This window comes from Ruegeria sp. ABV4_181 (assembly GCF_056158465.1).
Genome location: NZ_JBSWTI010000002.1, coordinates 787,534 through 805,015, shown reverse-complemented (window position 1 = coordinate 805,015; position 17,482 = coordinate 787,534). Strand labels below are relative to the sequence as shown.

18 protein-coding genes are annotated in these 17,482 nt (G+C 62.5%); 6 read left to right on the top strand and 12 right to left on the bottom strand.

Going from position 1 to position 17,482, the window contains the following annotated elements:
* Positions 1 to 88: 88 nt before the first annotated feature.
* From panB to glpK, 3 genes are all read left to right on the top strand, one after another.
* Positions 89 to 928, top strand: coding sequence for a 3-methyl-2-oxobutanoate hydroxymethyltransferase (gene panB / locus ACXAC3_RS03975; protein ID WP_475156709.1), 840 nt, complete (start codon positions 89 to 91; stop codon positions 926 to 928).
* Positions 925 to 1,767, top strand: a complete 843-nt coding sequence (gene panC, locus ACXAC3_RS03970; protein ID WP_475156707.1) for a pantoate--beta-alanine ligase — start codon at positions 925 to 927, stop codon at positions 1,765 to 1,767. The genes panB and panC overlap by 4 nt, the downstream gene beginning before the upstream one ends.
* A gap of 66 nt (positions 1,768 to 1,833) precedes the next feature.
* The gene (gene glpK, locus ACXAC3_RS03965) at positions 1,834 to 3,312 is read left to right on the top strand and encodes a glycerol kinase GlpK (RefSeq protein WP_475156704.1); all 1,479 of its coding nucleotides are present in this window, start codon (positions 1,834 to 1,836) and stop codon (positions 3,310 to 3,312) included.
* Between the two features lie 13 nt (positions 3,313 to 3,325).
* Here glpK and smpB read toward each other — a convergent pair whose 3' ends face one another.
* The 10 genes from smpB to ACXAC3_RS03915 all read right to left on the bottom strand — a co-directional run bounded on the left by smpB (position 3,326) and on the right by ACXAC3_RS03915 (position 11,465).
* On the bottom strand, positions 3,326 to 3,808 hold the full coding sequence (gene smpB / locus ACXAC3_RS03960; protein WP_170382128.1) for an SsrA-binding protein SmpB: 483 nt from the start codon (positions 3,806 to 3,808) through the stop codon (positions 3,326 to 3,328).
* Between the two features lie 47 nt (positions 3,809 to 3,855).
* Positions 3,856 to 4,398 (bottom strand): isopentenyl-diphosphate Delta-isomerase, encoded by a 543-nt coding sequence (idi, locus tag ACXAC3_RS03955; protein ID WP_475156700.1) that lies wholly within the window; start codon positions 4,396 to 4,398, stop codon positions 3,856 to 3,858.
* 208 nt (positions 4,399 to 4,606) lie between these two features.
* Positions 4,607 to 5,020, bottom strand: a complete 414-nt coding sequence (locus ACXAC3_RS03950; RefSeq protein WP_475156697.1) for a c-type cytochrome — start codon at positions 5,018 to 5,020, stop codon at positions 4,607 to 4,609.
* Between the two features lie 113 nt (positions 5,021 to 5,133).
* Positions 5,134 to 6,150: a P1 family peptidase gene (locus ACXAC3_RS03945; protein WP_475156694.1), complete on the bottom strand. Its 1,017-nt coding sequence runs from the start codon at positions 6,148 to 6,150 to the stop codon at positions 5,134 to 5,136.
* Between the two features lie 9 nt (positions 6,151 to 6,159).
* A complete protein-coding gene (locus tag ACXAC3_RS03940; protein ID WP_475156691.1) occupies positions 6,160 to 6,906 on the bottom strand; it encodes an SDR family oxidoreductase in 747 nt (248 codons plus the stop codon).
* Positions 6,907 to 6,960: 54 nt separating this feature from the next.
* The gene (gene arfB / locus ACXAC3_RS03935; RefSeq protein WP_475156689.1) at positions 6,961 to 7,380 is read right to left on the bottom strand and encodes an alternative ribosome rescue aminoacyl-tRNA hydrolase ArfB; all 420 of its coding nucleotides are present in this window, start codon (positions 7,378 to 7,380) and stop codon (positions 6,961 to 6,963) included.
* A 264-nt stretch (positions 7,381 to 7,644) separates the two neighbouring features.
* Positions 7,645 to 8,289, bottom strand: coding sequence for a queuosine precursor transporter (locus tag ACXAC3_RS03930; protein WP_475156684.1), 645 nt, complete (start codon positions 8,287 to 8,289; stop codon positions 7,645 to 7,647).
* Positions 8,290 to 8,380: 91 nt separating this feature from the next.
* Positions 8,381 to 9,265 carry an esterase-like activity of phytase family protein gene (locus ACXAC3_RS03925; RefSeq protein WP_475156681.1) on the bottom strand — a complete coding sequence of 295 codons (885 nt, stop codon included), beginning with the start codon at positions 9,263 to 9,265 and terminating at the stop codon, positions 8,381 to 8,383.
* Positions 9,238 to 10,101 carry a penicillin-insensitive murein endopeptidase gene (gene mepA / locus ACXAC3_RS03920; RefSeq protein WP_475156680.1) on the bottom strand — a complete coding sequence of 288 codons (864 nt, stop codon included), beginning with the start codon at positions 10,099 to 10,101 and terminating at the stop codon, positions 9,238 to 9,240. Before mepA ends, ACXAC3_RS03925 begins: the two co-directional genes overlap by 28 nt.
* A complete protein-coding gene (locus ACXAC3_RS03915; protein WP_475156677.1) occupies positions 10,098 to 11,465 on the bottom strand; it encodes an MFS transporter in 1,368 nt (455 codons plus the stop codon). Before ACXAC3_RS03915 ends, mepA begins: the two co-directional genes overlap by 4 nt.
* 129 nt (positions 11,466 to 11,594) lie before the next feature.
* On the opposite strand from ACXAC3_RS03915, the gene ACXAC3_RS03910 reads away from it, so the two are divergent.
* From ACXAC3_RS03910 to yaaA, 3 genes are all read left to right on the top strand, one after another.
* Complete coding sequence (locus ACXAC3_RS03910; RefSeq protein WP_475156675.1) at positions 11,595 to 11,882, top strand: YggT family protein; 288 nt, start codon at positions 11,595 to 11,597, stop codon at positions 11,880 to 11,882.
* 78 nt (positions 11,883 to 11,960) lie between these two features.
* The gene (recQ, locus tag ACXAC3_RS03905; RefSeq protein ID WP_475156672.1) at positions 11,961 to 14,000 is read left to right on the top strand and encodes a DNA helicase RecQ; all 2,040 of its coding nucleotides are present in this window, start codon (positions 11,961 to 11,963) and stop codon (positions 13,998 to 14,000) included.
* A 33-nt stretch (positions 14,001 to 14,033) separates the two neighbouring features.
* On the top strand, positions 14,034 to 14,804 hold the full coding sequence (gene yaaA / locus ACXAC3_RS03900) for a peroxide stress protein YaaA (protein WP_475156668.1): 771 nt from the start codon (positions 14,034 to 14,036) through the stop codon (positions 14,802 to 14,804).
* Here the strand turns inward: yaaA and ACXAC3_RS03895 are convergent.
* Together ACXAC3_RS03895 and ACXAC3_RS03890 are read right to left on the bottom strand one after the other, a co-directional pair.
* Positions 14,795 to 15,253, bottom strand: a complete 459-nt coding sequence (locus ACXAC3_RS03895; protein WP_475156666.1) for a VOC family protein — start codon at positions 15,251 to 15,253, stop codon at positions 14,795 to 14,797. The two genes, yaaA and ACXAC3_RS03895, sit on opposite strands and share 10 nt — an antisense overlap.
* 9 nt (positions 15,254 to 15,262) lie before the next feature.
* Complete coding sequence (locus ACXAC3_RS03890) at positions 15,263 to 17,476, bottom strand: response regulator (protein WP_475156663.1); 2,214 nt, start codon at positions 17,474 to 17,476, stop codon at positions 15,263 to 15,265.
* Between the last annotated feature and the right edge of the window lie 6 nt (positions 17,477 to 17,482).

Genomic DNA, 17,482 nt, shown 5'->3' with positions numbered 1-17,482 from the left:
ATCAAGGAAATGTTCGCGCAATCGGGGTTTCTATGGCTTGCTCCGATCTGCTATGCCGCGCTGCAACATGAACCCCGGAGGAGCGATCATGAGCGCCACCGCCCGCAAAAAAGCCCCGAATGCCGAGGACATCCGCGCCCGCAAAGGGGGCGAGCCCCTGGTCAGCCTGACCGCCTATACCACACCGATGGCGCGGCTGATGGATGACCATTGCGATTTCGTTCTGGTCGGTGACAGCGTCGGCATGGTGCTGCACGGGCTGGAATCGACGCTGGGCGTGACGATGGAGATGATGATCCTGCATGGACAGGCCGTCGCGCGCGGGCTGAGCAAGGCGATGATGGTCATCGACATGCCTTTCGCAAGTTACGAGCATGACCCGGCGCAGGCGTTTCGCAACGCTGCCCGCCTGATGGCGGAAACCAGCGCCGGCGCGGTCAAGCTGGAAGGTGGGGTCGAGATGGCCGACACCATCCGCTTTCTGGTCAGGCGCGGCATCCCGGTGATGGCCCATATCGGCCTGACCCCACAGTCGATCAACACGCTGGGCGGCTACAAGGTTCAGGGCCGTGACGAGCAGGCCGAAACCGTGCTGGCCGATGCCCGTGCCGTGGCCGATGCGGGCGCGTTTTCGGTCGTTTTAGAGAAGGTTCCGCAGGGCCTGGCCGACCGCATCACGTCCGAGGTCGCCATCCCGACCATCGGCATTGGCGCGTCGGCCGGGTGCGACGGGCAGATCCTCGTGGTGGATGACATGGTGGGCTTTTTCACCGCCTTCAAACCGAAATTCGTCAAACGCTACGCCGAACTGGGCGTGCTGGCCGAAACCGCCATTGCCGAATACGCGGCCGAGGTGCGCGCCCGGACCTTCCCGGCGGCCGAACATGTGTTTGCCGATCAGGCCCCGGCCAGGGGCCGCAAGACATGACCGCCCCGATCCTGCGCCGCTTGGCCGACCTGCGGGTGCTGACCGAAGGCTGGCACCGCGACGGCGAGGTGATCGGCGTTGTCCCCACGATGGGCGCGCTGCATCAGGGGCATCTGTCGCTGGTCGAAGCCGCCAAAGCCGGCGCAGACCGGGTCATCGTCACGATCTTCGTGAACCCGAAACAGTTCAACAACCCCGAGGATCTGGCCAATTACCCGCGCACCGAACACGAAGACGCGCAGAAACTGGCCCCCTACGGTGTCGACGCGATCTATGTGCCCGAGCCCGAGGAAATCTATCCGCAGGGATTTGCCACCACTGTATCCGTCACCGGCCTGACCAACGTGATGGAGGGCGAGTTCCGCCCCGGACATTTCGATGGAGTCGCCACCGTGGTCGCCAAGCTGTTCCTGCAAACGCAGGCGGACCGGGCCTATTTCGGGGAAAAGGACTATCAGCAGCTTATGGTGGTGCGCCGGATGGCGCGGGATCTGGATATCCCGGTCGAGGTGATCGGTTGCCCCACGGTGCGCGAAGCGTCGGGTCTGGCCATGTCCTCGCGCAATCTGCGCCTGTCGCCTGAAGGGCTGAAAGTGGCGGCGCAAAAACACCGCGTCATGCGCGATCTTGCCGAGGCACTGAAAACCGGCGCCGCGTTCGAGCCGCTGGCCGAGCAGGCCGGCACCGACCTGCTGGCGGCGGGCTTCACACAGGTCGAGTATATCCACCTGCGCTGCGCCGAAACGCTGGAGCCGCTGACCCACGCAACAAGCCCTGCGCGGCTGTTTGCAGCGGCCTGGGCGGATGGCGTGCGGCTGATTGACAATATTCCGGTCTGAACGCTCTGGCACGTGCGTCACTGTTTGCGCTAAAGTCCTGCAAAACCAACCGAGAGGGGCGCAGGCATGACCTTTATTCTTGCCATTGATCAGGGCACCACATCGTCGCGGGCCATTTTGTTCGACGCAAACATGCAGCGCGCAGGCACCGCGCAGCACGAGTTCACCCAACATTTCCCGCAGGAGGGGTGGGTCGAGCACGATGCCGAGGAAATCTGGGACAGCGTGCTGAATGTCTGCCGCGAGGTTATGGACAGCACCGGCGTCACCTCTGACCAGATCGCGGGCATCGGCATCACCAACCAGCGCGAGACCACCGTGGTCTGGGACCGCGCCACCGGCAAGCCCATCCATAACGCCATCGTCTGGCAGGACCGCCGCACAGCCGAGATTTGCGCGCGCTACAAACAGGCCGGCTGCGAGGATGATGTGACCGCCCAGACCGGTCTGCTGCTGGACCCTTATTTCTCGGGCACCAAGGTCAAGTGGCTGCTGGATACGGTCCCGGGTGCGCGCGAGCGGGCCGAGGCCGGAGAGCTGATGTTCGGTACCATCGACAGTTTCCTGATCTGGCGACTGACCGAAGGGCGCAGCCACGCCACCGACGCCACCAACGCCGCCCGCACCCTGCTGTTCGACATTCACAAGGGCGAATGGAGCAGTGAAATCTGCGATCTGCTGGATGTGCCCATGTCCATGCTGCCAAAGGTGCATGATTGCGCGTCGGATTTCGGAGAAACGCCCCTGTTGGGCGGAAGCATTCCTATTCTGGGCGTTGCAGGCGATCAGCAGGCCGCCACGATCGGGCAGGCCTGTTTCCACCCCGGCATGATGAAATCGACCTATGGCACAGGGTGTTTCGCGCTGCTGAACACCGGCGACAAACCGGTCGAGTCGCAAAACCGTCTGCTGACCACCATCGCCTATCAGTTGGAGGGCAAGCGCACCTATGCGCTGGAAGGGTCGATCTTTGTGGCCGGGGCCGCCGTGCAATGGCTGCGCGATGCGCTTCAGATCATCGATTCGGCCCCCGAAAGCGGTGAACTGGCGCAACAGGCGGACCCGAACCAGCATGTGGTGCTGGTGCCCGCCTTTACCGGCCTTGGCGCGCCGTATTGGAAACCCGATTGCCGGGGTGCCGTGTTTGGCCTGACGCGCAATTCCGGCCGCGCCGAATTTGCCCGCGCCACGCTGGAAAGCATCGCCTATCAGACCCGCGACCTGTGGCACGCCATGCAGGGCGACTGGGGCGCGGATACCGAGGTGACGCTCCGCGTCGATGGCGGCGCCAGCGCCTCCGACTGGGCGATGCAGGGGCTGTCAGATTATCTGGGCGCGCCGGTCGACCGCCCGGTGATGCAGGAAACCACCGCGCTGGGCGCGGCCTGGCTGGCGGGGATGCGGGCGGGCGTTTACCCGGATCAGCAGGGATTCTCGGAAACCTGGGCGCTGGACCGCAGGTTTGAACCCGAACTGTCCGAAGAAGAACGCGATGCCGCCTATGACCGCTGGCAACGCGCGGTGTCCGCGGCCATGGCCTTCTGAAATCAGCGAAGGATCAGCTGTGATCCTTCATCAGCCGCTGTTTCTGGCGTGACCAGTCGCGCTTGGCCTGAGTCTCACGCTTGTCGTGCAGCTTCTTACCCTTGGCGATGCCGATCTTGAGCTTCGCCCGGCCCTTGTGGTTGAAATACAGAACCAGCGGCACCAGCGTCATACCCTTGCGCTGGGTCGCGTTCCACAAATTCGACAGTTCTTTGCGCGATACCAGCAGCTTGCGGCGGCGGCGTTCTTCGTGCTTGAACACCTTGGCCTGTTCATAGGGCGCAATGTAGCTGTTGATCAGCCACAACTCTCCGTCATCGACCGAGGCATAGCTTTCGGCAATGTTCGACCCGCCCGCGCGCAGGGATTTCACCTCGGACCCTTCCAGCACGATGCCGCACTCGATATCCTCTTCGATCGCATAATCGAAGCGGGCCCGCCGGTTTTCGGCGATGACTTTGTAATTCGGGTCTGTCTTCTGCTTTTGCTTGGCCATGACGCGTTGATTTAGGCGGCTTGGGCGGGCCTTGCAAGCCGTAGCGCTCAGGTCGTCGCTGATATGATCAGGTCAGGGCCAAAAATCGTGTCGGCGTGATTGTGCAGGTAGATCTTCAGCCACGGCGTGAACCGCTGCGGGTGGCGCTGCACTTCGGCCAGCAGATCGTGGTAATCGATCCAGCGGATATCCATCACTTCGTCCGGGTTAGGTTCGATTTTCAGCGGTCCGCGGACATGGGCAAGGAAGATATCAACCACTTCGTGTTCGATCATGTTGTTGCCGACATCGGCGTGATATTCCAGCCGGTGGCGATATTCGGGGTAAAGCCCGGTGATTCCCAGTTCCTCGCGCAGACGGCGCACAGCGCATTCCGAGGGCGTCTCGCCCCAGTCGGGATGGGTACAGCAGGTATTCGCCCACAGGCCCGGCGTGTGGTATTTGCCCATCGCCCGGCGTTGCAGCAGGATCTCGGTTCCGCGAACCACGAAAACCGACACCGCCTTGTGCTTCAGGCCCTTCTCATGCGCCTCTAGCTTTTCTACGGGGGTCAATTCGCCATCAACCCAGGCCGGGATCATGATTCCCATCTGTCGTCTCCTGCTGCCGATCCGCCCATAGGGCCGGACGTTGGATTTTGGCTGCGGCCGGATCGGCTTGGCTTTGCGAAACCATGCGAGCAAAGCATGATGAACCGCGCATCCCCAACGTGGCGCTGATCGATTCGGTTATCAATCGCACGAAAGGCCGCAGGGGCTGCGGCCTTTTCGTCATTTTTCAGAAGGTCGGGATCAGGCGTTATTCGCCGGACACGCTGACAATATAGGCATAAACGTCTTCGGCGCCCGATTTCAGCTTGAAGGTCATTTTCGACTTGGCCGAGGTTTCACCCAGATAGTCCTTCAGAAACGCCTTCGGGTCCTGTGCGTATTCGACGAAGGTGGCTTCGTCCCAGACCAGACCGTTTTCGCCGGCGGCGACGATGCTGTCGCCGTATTTGAAACCTTCAACGGTGCCGGCGGTGCGGCCTGCGATGCCATATAGGTTCGGGCCGGTCTTGCCGCCTTTGACAATCACCTCGCCCGCAGGGTCGGCGATCAGGTGGCAGGATTTGCATTTGTTAAAGGCCTTTTTACCAGCTTCTGCGTCGCCTTCGGCGAAGGCTGGCATGGCCAGAAGGCCCATAACTGCGGTAGCGAGGATGCGATTCATGGCTTTTGCTCCGATAGGAATTGGCTGCCCCGAATGGACATTCGGCACAGAAAAGAGTCAACGCGCAGATTGCCGCGCGAGGGTACTGTCGCACTGCGGCATATGTGCCGTCCTTAACTTTTGTCATGTACGGCGGACCAGCAGGGCAAAAGGTCTCCCTCGGCCGGGGTTGCCAGGTATACCGCCCGCGCGATGGCCCGCGCCAGACACAGCGCGGCGGCGTGCCCGATCATCCCCAGTTCGGTTTCCGCAACCAGCGGGCGCGCGCCGGTACTGATACCGAACACAAGGTCACCGTCGAACGGCGCATGCGAGGGCAGAATGGCCCGGGCAATACCGTCATGGGCCGCCACCGCAAGACGCTGGCATTGCGGTTTCGTCAGCGCCGCGTCGGTCGCCACGATGGCGATGGTGGTATTGGCATTGTCCGGCGTGGCGGGAAACATGACCTGCGCCTTGCGGCTAAAGACGTGGCGCCCCAGTGCTGCGTTGGGATCAGGGCCCAACCCGCCGAATTCGCCGTCAACTTCGAACGGCGCGGCCCAGAAATGGCGGTCGCTGGAGGTTGTGACGCTGCCCACGGGGCTGGCCGCGACAAGCGCGCCGACCGTGACACCATTGTCCAGCACAAACGACGCCGAACCCAGCCCACCCTTGTGCATGGCCGCCAATGCCCCGGTGCCGGCCCCCGCCGTGCCCAGCGCGAAAACGTCCGAAGCGTTATCGAAAGCCGCGCGCCCCAAAGCCCGATAGGGGTTTTCGCGCCAGGTTTTGTCACCGCCATTCAACAGATCGAACAGGATCGCGCCCGGCACAATCGGCACGACGGCATTGCCAACCGGAAATCCTCGGCCCTGCGACCGCAGCGCATCCGATACACCGGAACATGCGTCCAGCCCAAAGGCCGACCCCCCCGACAGCACCAGCGCATCGACATGCGTGACCGATTTGTCCGGGCCCAGCAAGTCGGTCTCGCGGGTGCCCGGCGCGCCGCCCATCACATGAACCGAAGCCGTGAACGGGCGTTGTCCGGTCAGAACGGTCGTGCCCGATTTCAGCGCCGCATCCTGCGCATTGCCGACTGTCAGCCCCGCGACATCCGTAATCAGGTTTCTGGGTCCGGGTTTCATAGGTTGTCCTCAGATACAGCGGCCGCCATCGACCTCAAGCGCGGTGCCGGTGATCATGCTGGCCTCGTCGGAACACAGGAAACAGGCGGCATTGGCCATATCGCCAGGCGTTGAAAAGCGACCCAGTGGAATGGTCGACAGGAATTTCGCGCGAATCTCGGGCGTGTCCTCGCCCATGAAGGATTTCAGAAGGGGGGTTTCGCCCGCCACCGGACAGATCGCGTTCACCCGCACGCCGGAGGGCGCAAGTTCCACCGCCATCGTCTTGGTCGCGGTGATCATCCAGCCCTTGGAGGCGTTGTACCAGTTCAGGTTCGGGCGCGGCGACAGACCGGCGGTCGAGGCCACGTTCAGAATCGCCCCCGCCCCCCGCGCCTTCATCGCAGGCACCAATGCCCGCGCCGTCAGATAGACAGATTTCATGTTCACGTTGAAGACCCGGTCGAAATCCTCTTCGGTGACTTCCTCCAGCGGCATCGGCAGGTGCGTGATACCGGCATTGTTGACCAGAATGTCCAGATGCCCGAACCGCTCCTGCATTATGTCGGCCATGGCGTTGACCGAGGCCGCATCTGCCACGTCAACCATCTGAGCAATCGCATTCGGCCCAAGCTGCCTGGCCTGCACCTCGGCGGCATCGCCGTTGACATCGGCAATCATCACGCGGGCACCTTCGGACAGGAATTTCTGCGCGATCCCGGCCCCGAAGCCGGACGCGCCGCCGGTGACAACTGCGGTTTTTCCCTCTAACCTCATGACGTTGCTCTCCCTTGCCTTGTCAGACTAGCAAGGCGCAGCGAAACTACCAGATCAATCTTCGGACACTTTGCCCCGCAACGCCTTGACACCGGACCGCGCCTTTTTCGCCGCCAGCCGGCGCTTGACCGACCCATAGGTGGGTTTGGTCGCGACGCGCCGCTTGGGTTTCACAAGGGCGCGGGTGATCAGTTCCGCCAGTCGGGCGCGCGCGATCTCGCGGTTGCGGGCCTGAGACCGGGTTTCCTCGCACTGAATGATGATGGCCCCGTCCTTGGTCCAGCGCCGCCCGGCCAGTCGCTTCAGCCGCGCCTTGACGGGATCCGGCAATGAAGGCGAGCGCGCGGCTTCGAACCGCAATTCGACAGCGGTCGAGACCTTGTTCACATTCTGCCCGCCTGGACCCGACGAACGAACAAAGCTTTCGGTCAGTTCCCAGTCCTGCAGGATGATATCGTCGGTGATGCGCAACATGGGGCGGACCTTACAGGCCGCATGGGAAAACAAAAAGGGCCGCCCCGGCAGGACGGCCCTTCGAAAGTTCAGGAGGTCGGGTCGGTTAGATCAGTCGACCAGCCAGGGCGAATGCCCGGCCAAGGGCTGCCTCAGCAGGTTTTCCCCCTGGTTGTTCCGACACCTCTCTCCAATCTCTTTCTCGACACTGGATCACCTCCTTTTCTATCTGTTGCGGTTGAGATTGAGCGTGACACAAGTTGTGCCAATCTCAAAGCACTTTTTTTACGCAGGCTGCGCGGTCAGTCGCGCAACGATCACCTTGAACGGGATCAGCGCAATCAGCGCCAGCGACAGTTTCACCAACCAGTCGGCAAAGGCCAGCGTCACCCACAGAGGGGCCATCGGGCCGGACAGCATGAAGGGCACGGGCTCCCACGCCCAGTTGATCGCCGCGTCGGCATTGGCCCCGAAGACCGCAACCGAGGCCGAGAAGGCGATGGTGAAGAACAGTGCGGTATCCAGCGCCGAACCGACCAGTGTGGACACCAGCGGCGCGCGCCACCAGCGGCCACCGCGCATCGCGTTGAACACGGTGACATCGGTCAGCTGCGCGATCAGGAAGGCGGTGCCCGACGCGACGGCGATCCGCAGCGGCACGGCGGCATAGGTGAACCCGTCGCCCTGCAGCATGATCTGGCTGCCGATCAGCGAGCAGATGATGCCGGTGACAAACCCGGCGAACACGACCTTGCGGGCGGTCGCCACGCCATAGACGCGGTTCATGATGTCGGTGACCAGAAAGGCCAGCGGATAGGTGAAGGCACCCCAGGTCAGCAGCCCGTCAAAGATCAGGAACTGAACCAGGATGTTCGAGGCCACGACAATGGCAGCCATGGCAATGATGCCGGGAATATAAGAGCGTTGCATTTTCAGATGCCCGTTTTGACAAGGTAGCGGCGACTTGGCCAAGGGACCGTCCCAAGGCAAGCCGTGCGTTTAGACCTTTGATCCAGCCCTGTCAATCGGGCAGCAGATATTCGACCAGCTCGGTCCGCTGCAGGGCAAGGAAGTTGTCATCCGAGATCATCGTGGCCCGCAAACGCCCCAGATCGTCCCGCCAGACCGAAAGCCCTTCGAGGTTGTCATGCGTGCCGGTGCCGGTTTCCAACAGGGTTTCTTCGGCAACGGGCGCGTCCCCGTCGATCTGCCACCGCCGCAATTGCGACCGGAAGCCGGTCAGCGATACAGCCCGCTCCAGCAGATAAAGCCGCCCATCCGGACCGAAATCTGCGGCGACCGGCAGGAACTTGCCGCGCGCGGGCAGAACAAAAGGCGTGGACCAGACATGGCCGTTCCAGCGATAGACGGGGATGTCACCCTGCGCGGTCCGGTTCTTTTCGGTCAGCGTGTAAAGCCGCCCCCGGCCGTCGATGGCCAGCGCTTCGAAGGACCCGTTCCCGTCCAGATCGTCAAACACTTCGGGACGGGGCAGAACGCGCGCGTGGTCACCAGGCGCGCCATAATAGGCAACGCGGTGCACCCCTTCGAACGAGACATAGACCCCGCCGTCCGGCGCAATCGCAATTCCTTCGGAATCGCCGACATGGCCCGGCAGATTGCGCCCCGTACTGGACAAAAGCGGCCACTGACCAAGAACCCGAAGGCCGGATATCTTGTCGCCATCCCGGGCGATGCGCACGGACACCATCGTTGACCGGTCGCTTAGCGTGATCATCTGATGCCCGTTTTCCGAGATGTGCAGAGCGGAAAATCCGCCAAACCACACGGCCTTGTGCCGCCAGACATAGCTGTCGATAAGGGTCGCAGTCCTGACCTCGACCGCCCAAACCGATCCGGCCAGCACCAGCGCCGCGGTCAGTTGGATTGCAAGACGGCCGAGCATTGCTGAGGCAGATCCGCCAGCACATATTCACGCCGCTTTTTCGGCGGTGGTGCATTGGGGTCCGGCGGCGGCGGGTTCAGGATATTGCGCACCCATTGCTGCGCCTCGGCGCAGCCATCGCCCTTGGGCGGCGGGTTCTGATTGACGCAGCCGCGCGATCCGCGCGGGCAGGCCAGCCGGACGTGAAAATGGTAATGGTGCCCCCACCACGGCCTGATCTTGCGCAGATAGGCGCGGTTGCCTTTCTCATCGTTGCACATCTGCACCTTGGCGCCGGGAAAGACGAAAATCCGCGCCACGCGCTTGTCTTTCGCCGCCTCGCGCAGCACCGCGTGGTGCTGTTTGGTCCAGTTGCCGTTGACATAGGCCCCGTTGGCGCGGCGCATGGAAATCGACGAGACGCTTTCGCGCGCCTTGCGGCTCAGCCGCATGTTGCCGCCCGGCAGCATCCAGATGTCGACGTCCAGACCCAGCTGGTGCGAGCGGTGCCCCGATGTCATCGGCCCGCCCCGTGGCTGGCTGATATCTCCGATATAGAGCCCGTTCCACCCCGGCTGTTTCGCCGCGAACTTGCTCAGGTCCTGCACATAGTCGATCGCCTGCGGATGCCCCCAGTTGCGGTTGCGCGACAGGCGCATTGCCTGCCAGGTCGGCCCCGTTTCGGGCAGTTGCACCGACCCGGCGGCACATCCGCGCGAATAACTGCCGAAGGCGGCCGGTTTTTGCTGTGAACTTTGCTTTTGAGCGCCGAACAATTGCTTGGCCAGGGGGGCCGCTCCCGCCGTGCCTGCCAATGTAATCGCGGCAATTATCGCCAAAAAACGTAGTAAAATCATCTGCTCTGATCCCCTTCCGGTTTAACCCAGCGCATTAGGAACAGACCCAGAATAAACAACAGAATGATCGGTGACACCCCCAGACGCGCACTGCCTGTGGCGGTTGTGGCAATCCCGATCAGCAAGGGAGCGGCAAAGGCGGTGGCACGGCCCGACAGACCATAAAGACCAAAGCTTTCAACCGGGGCTTTCGGATCCGTGTGGCGCACCATCAGCGAGCGGCTGGCCGATTGCAGGATGCCGCCCATTCCGCCAATCAGGACACCACAGCCGAAGAACACGATATCCGGCAGGCCGGACCCCTCGGGCAGCGCAATCCCGTAGATCTGCGTCCTGTCCATCGAGACGACCGTGATACAGACGAAGATCAGCACCCAGATCGCCACCAGAATGACCGGTTTTGGGCCATATTTGCGATCCATCTTGCCGCCGATCCAGGCGAAAATGGCCGAAGCCAGCACGCTGACGATGCCGAACACGCCGATCTTGATCAGACCCCATTCCAGCACCAGCCGCGCATAGACGCCGCCAAAGCTGTAAAGCCCGTTCAACGCGTCGCGATAGAACATCGACGAGCCCAGATAGCTGGCCAGGCTGCCCCGGTGCCGCAGGTCGGATATGGATTTGCCCAGCAGCCGCAGCGCCTGACCCAGACTGCCATGCTTGCCGCTGTCCGGGTCGTCGCGGACCCACAGGAAATACGGCACCATAAACAGCACGAACCAAATGGCGGTAAACGGCCCGACGAACCGTGTCCCTTCTTGCTGGGCGGCGTCCAGGCCGAAGACCGGCGCCATCCCGATCAGTGTCTTGCCGTTGGGCTGCTCCACGAACAGCGCCAGCATGATTGCCAGCGAGATCAGGCCGCCGAAATAGCCAAAAGCAAAGCCCGAGCCCGAAATCTCACCCACTTCTTCATCGTCGCCCAGATCCGGCAATTGCGAGTTGATGAAGATCAGCGCGTATTCCGCGCCCACAAAGCCCAGCCCGAATGCCGACAGCATCAGCCACATGTTCGACCCGTCCGGCATCGTGTACCACAGCGCCGCCGACCCCACCGCATACATGACCGAAAAGCCGAAGATCCAGGGAATGCGCCGCCCCGAGACATCCGCCATCGCCCCAAGCAGCGGTGCGCCAAAGGCGATGATCAGCCCGGTGATGGTCAGGCAGTTGGCCCAGACCGTCTGTGCCCGGGCAGCAGCGGCCTGCGCGTCCAGCCCGGTGCCCGAGAAATACCCCGCCGCAACCCCGGCGAAATAGGGACCAAAGACAAAGGTGACCAGCAAAGTGTGATACGGCTGGCTGGCCCAGTCGAAAAACCACCAGCCCCAGATGCGCTTGCGCTTGGATATTTCTGCCATGCCTGCCCCTGTTATCGTTGCCATCATAAGACGGGGCTTTGGCCCGTTTCGCAAGCGTTCTGTTGGCGCGGGCTTGCTCTTTGCCGCCACGGCGCTTAGGTCTCAGCAGATGCAATACCCGGAGGCCCCATGCTGTCGCTGATCCAAATTCTGCTGCTGATCCTGGACATCGTCTGGTTCATCATCCTGGCCCATGTGATCATGAGCTGGCTGATCAACTTTCAGGTGCTCAACCTGCACCAACAGCTTGTCGCGCAAATCTGGTACGGCCTCAATCGCCTGTTAGAGCCTATATATGCTCCGATCCGCCGTATCCTGCCAAATATGGGCGGGCTGGATCTGACGCCGCTTGTGGTGCTGATCGGGGTCTATGCGCTGCGGATCATCCTGATCAACAATGCGGTCTATTTCGTCTGACCTCTTGTTCACCGAATCTTAGTATGTGATTGTCCTGTCTTAAGAGCAGATAAACCTTAAAACAGGGCAACCCCGCACATGTTCGACGCCGCGCCATTGCTGCGAGATGTCTTTGGATTCGACGATTTCCGCCCCGGTCAGGAAGAGATTGTCGATGCCGTGACCGCAGGCGAGAACGTGCTGGCCATCATGCCCACCGGTGGCGGTAAATCCCTGTGTTTTCAGCTGCCTGCCCTGTTGCGTGACGGGGTGACGGTGGTGATCTCGCCCCTGATCGCCCTGATGCGCGATCAGGTGCGCGGGCTGCAAGAGGCGGGCGTTGAAGCAGGCGCTCTGACTTCCGGCAACACGCCCGAGGAAACGGATGCCGTGTGGGAGGCGTTGGAGGCCGGGCGGCTGAAACTGCTCTACATGGCGCCCGAACGTCTGGCCGCCGGATCGGCGCTGGGGATGCTACGGCGCATCAATGTCAGCCTGATCGCGGTGGATGAGGCGCACTGCGTCAGCCAATGGGGCCACGATTTCCGCCCCGACTATCTGCGGATCGGAGAGTTGCGGCGCGCGTTGGGCGTGCCTCTGGCGGCGTTCACCGCCACGGCGGACGCGGAAACGCAGGACGAAATCGTTCAAAAACTGTTCGACGGCACCGCACCCCGCAAGTTCCTGCGCGGCTTCGACCGGCCCAATATCCATCTGGCCTTTGCCGCCAAGGACGGGCCGCGCAAGCAGATCCTCGACTTTGCCGCCGCCCGCAAAGGCCAGTCCGGCATCGTCTATTGCGGCACCCGCAACAAGACCGAAGTGCTGGCCAAAGCCTTGCGCGACGAAGGCCACACTTCCTGCCATTACCACGGCGGGATGGAGGCCGAGGACCGCCGCATCGTCGAAACCCGTTTTGCCCGCGAGGATGGGTTGATCGTGGTCGCCACCGTGGCCTTTGGCATGGGCATCGACAAACCCGATATCCGCTGGGTCGCCCATGCGGACCTGCCCAAATCCATCGAGGCATACTATCAGGAAATCGGCCGCGCCGGGCGCGATGGCGGGCCTGCCGAGACCCTGACCCTGTTCGGCCCCGACGACATTCGCCTGCGCCGCTCGCAGATCGACGAGGGGCTTGCCCCGCCCGAGCGCCGCATGGCCGATCACGCGCGCCTGAACGCTCTGCTGGGGCTGGCCGAAGCGCTGGAATGCCGCCGCCAGAGCTTGCTGGGCTATTTTGGCGAACGGATCGAACCCTGTGGCAAATGCGACCTGTGCGACACTCCGCCCGAGGTGTTTGACGGCACCACCCCGGTTCGCATGGCGCTGTCTGCAATTCTGCGCACCGAGGAATGGTTCGGTGCCGGTCACCTGATCGACATCCTGCTGGGCAACGAAACCGACAAGACCCGCGCCCGCCGCCACGACACCCTGTCCACCTGGGGCATCGGCAAGGACTGGTCGCGCCCGCAATGGCAGGAGATTTTCCGGCAGATGATGGGTCACGATCTGGTCCGCCCAGACCCCGAGCGCCATGGCGCGTTGCGTATGACCGAGGCCGCCAAACCGATCCTGAAAGGCGCGGCGCAGATCAACCTGCGCAAGGACACGCTGCGCAAAGCCGGACGCCGTCCCGCCGTCAAGATGATGGTGTCGGAAGAGGACGCGCCCTTGCTGTCCGCGCTGAAGGCCAAACGCCGTGCGCTGGCCGAGGCCGCGCGCGTGCCGGCTTATGTCATCTTCCCCGACCGGACCCTGATCGAGATGGCCGAAACCCGCCCTGCATCGCTGGACGACATGGCCCGGATCAGCGGGATTGGCGCAAAAAAGCTTGAGCGTTACGGGGCCACCTTCCTTGAAGTTCTGACCGGCGCGGTCGAGGAACTGCACCCGGCCCGGCGCAAACTGGCCGGGCGTGATCAGGGCGGCATCTACGACCGCCTACTGGAGGTGCAAACGCAGCTGTCGCGCGGTCCTGACGGGATCGACAAACCGCTGACCTGTTCCGCCGCGCAACTGGCCCGGGTCGCGCAACTGCGCAGCGACGACCCAAGCGCGTTGGCTCAGGTTCTGGGCGACCGGCGTCACGAAAGGTTTGGGCCCGCCTTTCTGGACGTGCTGCGGCAGGCGGGCTAGATACCCAACAACAGGCAAGAAACGAGGGCGGATATGCTGGTAGTCATTTCCCCGGCCAAGCGGCTGGACTGGGCAGAACGGGACATCGAGGTCACGCAGCCCGACTTTCAGGACGACGCGATCCGGCTGTCGAAGACCGCCCGCAACCTGACTTTGGGTGATCTGAAAAAGCTGATGGATCTGAGCGACGATCTGGCCCGCCTGAACCGCGACCGGTACCGCGCTTTTTCCGACAGCCCCTCAACTGATGTCACCCGCCCCGCCGCGCTGGCCTTTGCTGGCGACACCTATCAGGGTCTTGAGGCCACCTCGCTGGATGCAGACGAGTTGGCATGGGCGCAGGATCACCTGCGCATTCTGTCCGGCCTCTATGGTGTGCTGCGCCCACTGGACGCGATTCAGGCTTATCGGCTTGAGATGGGTAGCAAGCTGAAAACCCGGCGCGGCAGGAACCTGTATGAATATTGGCGCGATCACCTGAGCAAAGCCCTGAACGGGCAGGCGGCAGAGGTCGGCTCAGAGGTTCTGGTGAATTGCGCCAGCCAGGAATATTTTGGCGCGGTAGACCCCAAGGCGCTGAAACTGCGGGTGATCACGCCGGTGTTCATGGAGGACAAGGGCGGCACTCCAAAAGTTGTCAGTTTCTTCGCCAAGAAAGCACGCGGTGCCATGGCGCGCTATGTGATCCAGCACCGGCTGACCGATCCCGGGGGTTTGCTGGATTTTGACGCCGGCGGCTACGCCTACCGCCCCGACCTGTCAGCACAGGACAAACCCGTTTTCACGCGCCCCTATCAGGCCTGATCCAGCATCGACGGGTCATAAGCGACCAGTTCGACCGTGTTGCCCTCGGGGTCTTCGGTGAAGATGCCGCGCCATCCGATCCAGCCGAACTGTTCAACGCGGTAGGGCTGGCCGATTGTGTCGTACCAGCGCATCACGGCCTCTTGTTCCTCAAACGGCAGGGATAGTGCGATGTGATGCAGCGATGACCCTGCTCCGGTCGCGGGCCCGTCGTCACCCGTCGGATGCAGCCCCGGGCGCGGGGCGGCGGTATGATGAAAAAGCGCCAGCACCTGCGTGTGCCCGCCGAAGCCCTCGGCAATGCGGAAAAAGGTGATGGCGCTGTTGTGATCGCCGGTCAGGCGCTCCAGCCCGATCACGTTCTCGTAAAATGCCACCATCGCGCCCATATCGGCGCACCGAATGGCAATCTCGCCCAGGGCACGAGGGTGAAATCCACGGTCTGACATGCGGCCAGCCTAGTCAGCCTGCCCACCTTCGGCAATGGCGGGCGCGGTCCCCTTGGGTTGGTGGTCCCGGATCATCTGGAGAATCTTCTGTTTCTGCAACGGCTTGGTCAAGTAATGATCCAACCCCGCCGACAGAATACCCTGATCGTCCCCGGCCATGGCATGGGCGGTCAGGGCCACGATGGGCACATGACGCCCAGTATCAATTTCGTGCCGCCGGATTTCCGCCGTCGCCTGCTTGCCGTCCATCCTGGGCATCGAGATATCCATGAAGATCAGGTCCGGGTCAAAGTCCCGATGCGCCTCAACCGCCTCGATCCCGTTGCCGGCAAAGCGCAGCTCGATGCGCAGGTCCTTGACCATCTTTTTCAGGATCAGCTGATTTGTCCGGTTATCCTCAGCGGCCAGAACCCGCATCAACCGCTGATCGCCGTGCGTCTTTTTCGACGCGCGACCCGGACAGTCCGGCGGGATCGCCGCGCCCTGTTCGCGCGGCACCGGGCCAAGCGTTGTCAGCCGCGCATAGAGTTCGGCACGCGGAATGGGTTTCTGCAACACCCCTTCGATCAGGTGGCGGGCCGGGTTGGCGTGGATGACGCCCGGATTGGCAGACATCACCACCACCGGCAGATCGCCCCAGCCGCGGTCTTTCAGCGTTGTCGCCAGTTCCAGCCCATCCATATCCGGCAGGTCGTGATCGCACAGCAGCAAATCAACACTGTCATCCACTGCGGCCAATGCCTCTCCCCCGGTTTTGCAGACCGTCACCCGCGACCCCAGCCGCCCCAGCTGTTTTGCAAGGATGGCGCGGTTGGCCGCCAGATCCTCGACCACGATTACATGGGTCAGACGCCCGGCCAGATCGGGTGGCGTGGGTTGCGGGCCTTCCGCTGTCGGCAAGGTGACGCGAAAGCCAAAGCAGGACCCCTGCCCCGGCTCGCTTTCGACCCAAACCGTTCCGCCCATCAGCGTGATCAGCCGCTTGGTGATGGCCAGCCCCAGCCCGGTTCCTTCGAACTGGCGGTTGCGTTCGTCTTCGACCTGATTGAACTCGCCAAAGATATGCCCGACCTTGTCCGCTTCGATGCCGATGCCGGTATCTTCGATTGCCACATGGATGTCGCAGGTATCGGTATCCGAGTCCGGCACCCCGGTCACACGGATCAGAACATGGCCCTGGGACGTGAATTTGACCGCGTTGCCGACCAGATTGGTCAGCACCTGCCGGACGCGACCGGGATCGCCCACAAACAGGGTCGGCAGGAACAGGTCATAATCGACCAGCAGCGACAGCCCCTTGTCCCGCACGCTGGGCTGCAGCAGCATCGCCACCTCAAGGATACAGCGCTCAAAGTCGAACTGTTCGGGGTGAAGGATCAGCTTGTCGGCCTCAATCTTCGAATAATCCAGCACGTCGTTGATGATCACCAGAAGCGCTTCGCCGGAATTGCGGATCGTGTTGAGATACAGCCGCTGTTCCTCATCCAGCGGCGTTTCCGACAGCAATTCGGTCATCCCGACGATTCCGTTCATCGGAGTTCTGATTTCATGGCTCATATTGGCCAGAAAAGCCGATTTCGCGCGGTTGGCGGCCTCGGCACGTTCGCGGGCGGCCTTCAACTCGGCCTCATGACGGACCGAGGCGGTGATGTTCAGACCCAGGCTGACCACATCGCCGCCATTGCCGCGCTGATCGATCATCTTGAAATATTGACCGTTCCACAATTTGATCACGACCGGATCGGGGTGCGGTTCGGCCCACCGCGCCAGCATTCTGGCCTGCCAGTCTGCGGCGGGTTCGTCGCCGATATCGACCAGCCCCTCGGTGGTCAGAACCTCCAGTATTCGCGCATAGGGGATGCCCGGCGCCACTTCGTCCAGCCCGTCAAACAGGCTGAAGTAAGAGGCATTGGCCCCGATCAGGCGGCTTTCCCCGTCGAAAAACGCGAACCCGTCCTGAATGGTCTGGATCGAGTGCCACAGCCGTCGCTCGGCCACCTCGATCTTGGCATTGGCCACCGTCAGATCGGATTTCACCTTTTCATTCTCATCCCGGACGGTTTCCACCTCGGCCTGGGTTTCCCCGATCCGCCGGGTCAGGGCCATGGCATGCAGGCCCAGCTTGCGGTTCGCGGCCGACAACTCGGCCTGTTTCATGTCCAGCAGCCGCTCGGCCGCCAGTCGCGCGCGCCGTTCCTGTGCCAGTTTTCCTGCAAAACTCATAGTCGG